This window comes from Ferdinandcohnia sp. SAFN-114 (assembly GCF_059415045.1).
The window spans coordinates 1-6,364 of the sequence record NZ_JBPFDQ010000152.1 but is presented as its reverse complement, the minus strand read 5'-3'; the positions used below and the strand labels follow the sequence as shown (position 1 = coordinate 6,364).

The following is a 6,364-nucleotide window of genomic DNA, read 5'->3' as shown; positions in this document are numbered from 1 at the left end:
ACCTCCTCGAATGTTTGTTCTTATCCTAATTATACAAAAGAAGGTTTCAAATATCAACATTTACCTTTAACAGAGCCTAAGATTAAGAAAATAATAGGTGAAAAATGTTGCTAAATTCCTTAAATCCCCCCTTTTTATGATACCGCTTACATTTTGGAATAAAAAATATATAAACTTATACACTGCTTATTCTTTTTATATAAAAAATTATATAAATAGTCAATATAAATTTATTAAATTATTTATAATAAGCGTTAACTCTAATTTTTATATATAAAAAAATATTGATTTTATATAAAAATTTATATATATTTTAATTGAACAGACCTAATGAAAGGAATTTACTTATGAATTCTATACTTGAACAGTACATTCCAGTGGCAGAGGTGATTGCCAAAACATTTGGCAATGATTGCGAAGTTGTACTGCATGATTTAACAGTGCCTCAAAGTTCAGTTGTGTACACCGTTAACAACCATGTAACCGGAAGGAATGTAGGACAAAGCTTTAACCATCTCGTTACAGAAGTGTTATTATCTCAAAACTTTACGAATGATTATTCAGCAAATTATTATTTCCACACTGATGATGGAAGATTAATAAAATCTTCTACTTTATTAATTAGAGATCAGGACAAAAAGGTCGTTGGCGCCGTTTGCATTAACATTGATACTACACAAATTACTGCAAATATAAACTGGTTAAGCAGCTTAATTCCTCAACATCCTGATCAGCCTTCAAAATACAGTCCTCAGCAGGTAAATGTGCAAGAAACGGAGCATATTCAGGAGATAGCCAATGATTTGATTGATAAAATTATTGGCAATAGACCAGTAGAACAGCTCAGACGTGATGAAAAGGTTGAGATGGTTCGATTTATGGAACAAAAAGGTATCTTCTTAATTCGTGGAACAATCGATAGAGTTGCCGAGAAGTTGAATATCTCAAAAGTAACGGTGTACAGCTATATTGAAGAAATTAAAGAAAAAAAGTAACAAAAGGGTAAACCTTCTTATTCATAAAAACTCTAATCTCAAGGAGGCTTTTTCAATGAAATTCATCACAATTAACGGTGCGAAGCCAAACCCAGGGCATTATTCCGCTGCAACACAAAAGGGGAATTTACTTTTTATATCAGGTCAACTTCCGGTTGATCCTTTTACAGGAGCAGGAGTCAGTGGTGATATTACTGCCGAAACTAAACAAGTATTAACCAATCTAGACCATGTTTTAGAAGCAGCAGTAGCCAAAAAAGAGGACATCATGAAGGTTACGATTTATATTTCAGATATTTCATTATGGGAAACAGTTAATTCATTATACAAACAGTATTTTGGCGATCATAAGCCTGCACGAGCAGTTGTTCCAACTAACCAATTACACTATGGATATTCGATAGAACTTGAAGCGGTAGCCTATATTGATTAAGAAAAGGAAGATTGATGATGAACTATATTTGTTTTGAATGTCAATCAACATATCCGTTGGAAAGTAATAAATGGAAATGTGATTGTGGTGGATTACTAAACCTTGATTATGAGAAGAAGGCAGTAGATTTTACTGAAACCTCCATATCCAGAAATCATTCTCTTTGGAAATATATCGATGCTCTTCCATTTGAACAGGATGATGTATGGCAAGAGATTACGTTAGGAGAAGGGGAGACACCACTCATAAAAATTGATGATAATGTTTACGCCAAAGCTGATTACTATATGCCTACTTTGTCTTTTAAAGATCGTGGGGCTGTAGTGCTCATTGCCATGGCGAAAAAACTTGGCATCGATAGGGTCGTTGCAGATAGTAGCGGTAATGCTGGAACGGCCATTGCAGCCTATGGAGCAAGGGCCGGAATCCAATGTGATATTTTCGTTCCAGAATCAACCTCTAGTAAAAAAATAGCCCAGATTGAAGCACATGGCGCGGTTATTCATAAGATTCCTGGAAATAGAGAAGATACTGCAAACGCAGCAATATCGATGGTTGAAACTACAAAATCATTCTATGCAAGTCATATCTACAACCCGATTTTTTGGGAAGGTACGAAAACATATGTGTATGAAGTATTTGAGCAATTGAATAACAAAATGCCTGAAGCATTCATCATCCCGGTAGGAAATGGGACATTGCTTATGGGAGCCTATATTGCCTTTCAAGAGCTATTAGCAAATGGGCAAATCGAGAAAATGCCAAAACTTCTCGCTGTACAGGCAGAAGTTTGTGCACCTCTTATGAAGGCTTTTTTTGAAGGTAAAAACACGGTGGAACCTATTGAACATTCAGGAACCTTAGCGGAGGGCATTGCCATTGCAGCACCGGCAAGAGGAACAGAAATCTTGCAGGCTGTGAGAGAAACTGGTGGAGACATAATCGGTGTGTCTGAAGAAAGTATAGTAGAAGCAAGAAAGCAGCTTGCATTAAAAGGAATATATGTTGAAATCACTTCAGCAGCCAATTATGCCGGATACTTACAATATGTAGAGAAATATCCCGAATTAAAAGACCAACAACTAGTCTTTCCTTTATGTGGAGCAGGTCTAAAAAGTAACTAGAAGCTAGACTATATTAATTTGTGAGGAGTGGTTTTAATGAAAAAGTATGAACTAGATACACCGAGCTTATTATTTGATCGAGAAATCATGATGGACAACATTAATAGAATGCAAAATTATGCTAATAAATATGGTGTTCAACTGCGCCCGCATACGAAGACGCATAAAATGCCTGCACTAGCTAAATTACAGGTGCAAGCAGGTGCAAAGGGTATTACAGTAGCGAAGGTTGGCGAAGCAGAAGTCATGGCTGAACACGGGCTGAAGGATATTTTTATAGCAAACGAAATCGTGGGAGAGGTCAAATTAAATCGCATTAAAAAGCTTGCTGAAACAATTGATATTTCCTTTGGTGTCGACAGTATTGAGCAATGTGAAATGATTGAAAAAGTATTTAGTGATAGTCAAAAGCCAGCTCAAGTTCTTATCGAGATTGAAGTGGGTGAGAATCGTTCAGGTGTTATAGAAGAAAGTGATTATACAAGTTTAGTAGAATATATTAAAAATTGCTCTCATGTGAATGTAAAAGGGATCTTTTCTCACGATGGTCATACATACAAAGCCAAGGACCTTGAGGAATGTCGCCGCCATTATGATGAAGCGCAAAAACGTACCCTTCATTTTGCACATTTAGCTGAGGAGTTAGGCTGTAAACTTGAAACCGTTAGCATTGGATCGACTCCACCGCTCATGCATGATTTTGGAGTAATGGAGGGAATCACTGAACTTCGTATTGGTACTTATATCCTCATGGATGTTTCACAAGGAAATGCAATTGGTTCATACGATAGATGTGCGGCAACTGTCCTCACTACCGTCATAAGCAAACCAACAAATGAACGCGTCATTACAGATGTCGGTGCAAAGGGACTCACCATGCAATCGCGAAGTGAAGGAATATGTGCAACTACGGGGATAGGTTATATCAAGAACTATGGGGTTCATATTGACCAACTTTATGATGAGCATGCAATCATCTATAATGAAAAATTTAGAAATCAAGTTGCAATTGGTGAAACATTAGAAGTCATACCAAATCATATATGCCCAGTCTGCAACCTCTATGACCACGCCTACCTTATCTCTGGAGACGAAGTCGTAGACCAAATCCCAATCCTCTGTAGAGGAAAACTTCAATAACGAATTGGTTATAAAAGTGGGTGATTTCTGAATGAAAAGCAGTTTTCTCCCCAAAAAGAAGGTAGGGAAATCACCCTACCTTCAAATCTTTTTTGTATTAGGCACTTTAGAAAACCGATTTTAACTTTCATCAATTTCTTAGACTAACTGAGTGCGTATACGTATCTTAATTATTCGTTCCAATTAAAGTTATTTTTTGTCAGCCAATTTAAAGCGGAAATGACAGTTTCCATCTTTCAAGATATATTTATCATGTTCAACCTCAAATTCAGGGTTAAATCCTTTTGCAACAGCTGGATCAATCATTTGGCAATATAAAATTCCGTACTCATGCATATCGTCATCAGCCCATTGTTGTCCAAATGGGCAAACAGTAAAGTTTTGTTCAATCTCGCCTGGCTTATATTCTGTGGTATAAGTAAATAATTCACTTCTACCCATATCATAGTTTGTTAAATAATTTTCTCGTGAATTCACTTCTCCATTAACACGTGCCCGTTGTGCAATCCCACGACCACGTTCTTCTCCGAATGTACGGACACCTTCACGAACAGCATCTTTCCCTTGTTCTCCAAATCTGTCAACAACTGCTTTGCTGATTTGAGCAAATAATTTCGCCATTAAAGCATAGATTGTTAGATTTTGATATTTATTCTCCATAGAATGATTTAGAGGAATGTAATTAAATAGTGTATGATTCTCGCCATCTACGGTTCCTTGTGTGGCAATTATCTCTGCATCTTTAAATCCAAAGTTCTCAACACCTTTTTGTATCAAAGCTTCTCCTTCTTCCCCAAACTTTGAAACTACAGACTTTTCAACATGGGTAAAGAGTTTAGTTGTAATATTATGCATTGACAAAGGGGGGATCTGAACCCTCTCTTTATTCATTTAAAGCACTTCCTTATTAAAATATTTATATATTAATATATTGACACAGGTCTTGAACAACTATAGTATATAGTACTGAGTTTACGTTGTAAATCAGATAGGGATAATATGAATTGTAAAGGGGATATAGCAGCATCATGAATTTCACGTCAGATAGTGTTATTATTTATGCGGAAATTGCAATTTATCTTTTAATATTGATAGGAATTGGTATTTACTTTAGTAGAAAAAGGTTAAATTCTTCAGATTATTTTCTTGGTGGAGATAAATTATCTGGTTGGGTTCTAGCCTTTTCAGAAAGGGCCACAGCTGAATCAGCATATATGTTTTTAGGAGCTGTCGGATTCATTTATCTTGCCGGATTATCAGGGATCTGGTTATTATCCGGAATGTTTTTAGGAGTTATTTTTTCTTGGGTTTTCTTATCTAAGAAATTTATGAATGAGAGGAAAAAGTACGGTGTTTTTACGCTACCGGACTATTTTGCTGCTAAATATCCAAAACATGGAACAATCATACGTTTGTTATCTGCAATTATTATGGGTGCATTTTCTCTATTTTATATCGCAGGCCAATTTTCAGGAACAGGGAAAACATTATATTCCATTTCAGGTATTAATATTACCTTCGGAACGATAGTAGTTGCCATCATTATTATCGCCTACGCTTGTATGGGAGGATTTATGTCTGTTGTATGGACAGATGCTGTACAAAGTGCTCTCATGGTATTGGCATTTATTATTGTGCCAATTGCAGCATTTATTGAAATAAAAAATAATGATTTATCAATCACAGCATCATTAGCTTCAATGGACAATGGAGCTGACCAATGGTTCGGTGGAATTTCTGGTCTGGCACTTGGCGCCATGTTATTAACGAACTTTTCATGGTTCTTTGGATTTCTAGGTGGTCAACCACAATTAAGTACACGTTTTATGGCAATCAAAAGCGAACAGGAACTTAAAACTGCAAAGTGGGTTGCGTACATATGGACAATTATTGTTTATATTGGTGCATTTTTAGTAGGGATATTCGGTTCTGTTCTTTATAAGCAAGATACAATTGCAGACTCAGAAATGATTTTACCTTATATGGTATCTCATTTATTACCACCTTGGATTGCCGGAATCATTTTTGCAGCTATTTTGGCTGCTATTATGTCAACTGCCTCCTCACAATTATTAGTTGTAACAACTTCAGTTAGTGAGGATATTATTCATAAATCTATGGGTATAAAGTTAAATGAACGTACAATAGTAACTATTTCTCGAATCACGGTTGTTGTAGGTGGTATTCTAGGAATTATTATTTCATTATTATCTGATTCATTTGTTGGTGGCGTAGTGGGCTTTGCTTGGGCTGGAATTGGTAATACCTTCTCTGTTGTTGTTTTATTAATATTTTTCTGGAAGAAAACATCTGGATTAGGAGTTATTGCTACTATTATTACCGGTTTTATTAGTGCCATTATATGGACACTTTCTCCATTAGAAGCAATTGTCTCAGCGAGAGCGGGAACCTTCTTCATATGTTTAATTGTTGGAATTGTTGTAAGTTTAGCCTTTCCTGATACGAAATCAGAAAGTAAAATTGCATAGTTTTATTCTACTAAATGAAGAAACCTAAAATCTTTAGGATCGCAAATAAGATTCCTTCAAAATGAGGAAATGCTTTGCTGAAACAAAAAGAAGCAGGAACCCAATAGTAATCTGTACCCCTTGTAAAGGACATTTTAAAAAAAGCTAGGCTACTTTAAGAAGATGATCTCTGTATTGAACAGG

Annotated in this window: 6 protein-coding genes; 5 read left to right on the top strand and 1 reads right to left on the bottom strand. The window is 35.8% G+C overall.

All coding sequences use genetic code 11. From position 1 onward, the window contains the following. The first annotated feature begins 347 nt into the window (after nt 1–347). The 4 genes from ACR65M_RS26160 to ACR65M_RS26145 are packed head-to-tail and all read left to right on the top strand — an operon-like array spanning nt 348 to nt 3,692. A complete protein-coding gene (locus tag ACR65M_RS26160) occupies nt 348–995 on the top strand; it encodes a helix-turn-helix transcriptional regulator (protein WP_440274876.1) in 648 nt (215 codons plus the stop codon). Nucleotides 996–1,050: 55 nt separating this feature from the next. Continuing rightward, a complete protein-coding gene (locus ACR65M_RS26155; RefSeq protein ID WP_440274875.1) occupies nt 1,051–1,428 on the top strand; it encodes a RidA family protein in 378 nt (125 codons plus the stop codon). A gap of 14 nt (nt 1,429–1,442) precedes the next feature. Beyond that, a complete protein-coding gene (locus ACR65M_RS26150; RefSeq protein WP_440274874.1) occupies nt 1,443–2,552 on the top strand; it encodes a threonine synthase in 1,110 nt (369 codons plus the stop codon). A gap of 36 nt (nt 2,553–2,588) precedes the next feature. After that, nucleotides 2,589–3,692, top strand: a complete 1,104-nt coding sequence (locus tag ACR65M_RS26145) for a D-TA family PLP-dependent enzyme (RefSeq protein WP_440274873.1) — start codon at nt 2,589–2,591, stop codon at nt 3,690–3,692. Nucleotides 3,693–3,881: 189 nt separating this feature from the next. On the opposite strand, the gene ACR65M_RS26140 is transcribed toward ACR65M_RS26145, so the two are convergent. Next, on the bottom strand, nt 3,882–4,547 hold the full coding sequence (locus tag ACR65M_RS26140; RefSeq protein WP_440274872.1) for an L-2-amino-thiazoline-4-carboxylic acid hydrolase: 666 nt from the start codon (nt 4,545–4,547) through the stop codon (nt 3,882–3,884). Between the two features lie 173 nt (nt 4,548–4,720). Here ACR65M_RS26140 and ACR65M_RS26135 point away from each other — a divergent pair, with 173 nt between their 5' ends. Next, the gene (locus tag ACR65M_RS26135) at nt 4,721–6,181 is read left to right on the top strand and encodes a sodium/proline symporter (RefSeq protein ID WP_341332858.1); all 1,461 of its coding nucleotides are present in this window, start codon (nt 4,721–4,723) and stop codon (nt 6,179–6,181) included. Nucleotides 6,182–6,364 lie beyond the last annotated feature (183 nt).

Bases quoted from the DNA above. Each gene is read 5' to 3' on its own strand.
- ACR65M_RS26145 (WP_440274873.1), top strand. From the start codon at position 2,589: ATGAAAAAGTATGAACTAGATACACCGAGCTTATTATTTGATCGAGAA.
- ACR65M_RS26140 (WP_440274872.1), bottom strand. From the start codon at position 4,547: ATGCATAATATTACAACTAAACTCTTTACCCATGTTGAAAAGTCTGTA.
- ACR65M_RS26135 (WP_341332858.1), top strand. From the start codon at position 4,721: ATGAATTTCACGTCAGATAGTGTTATTATTTATGCGGAAATTGCAATT.
- ACR65M_RS26160 (WP_440274876.1), top strand. From the start codon at position 348: ATGAATTCTATACTTGAACAGTACATTCCAGTGGCAGAGGTGATTGCC.
- ACR65M_RS26150 (WP_440274874.1), top strand. From the start codon at position 1,443: ATGATGAACTATATTTGTTTTGAATGTCAATCAACATATCCGTTGGAA.
- ACR65M_RS26155 (WP_440274875.1), top strand. From the start codon at position 1,051: ATGAAATTCATCACAATTAACGGTGCGAAGCCAAACCCAGGGCATTAT.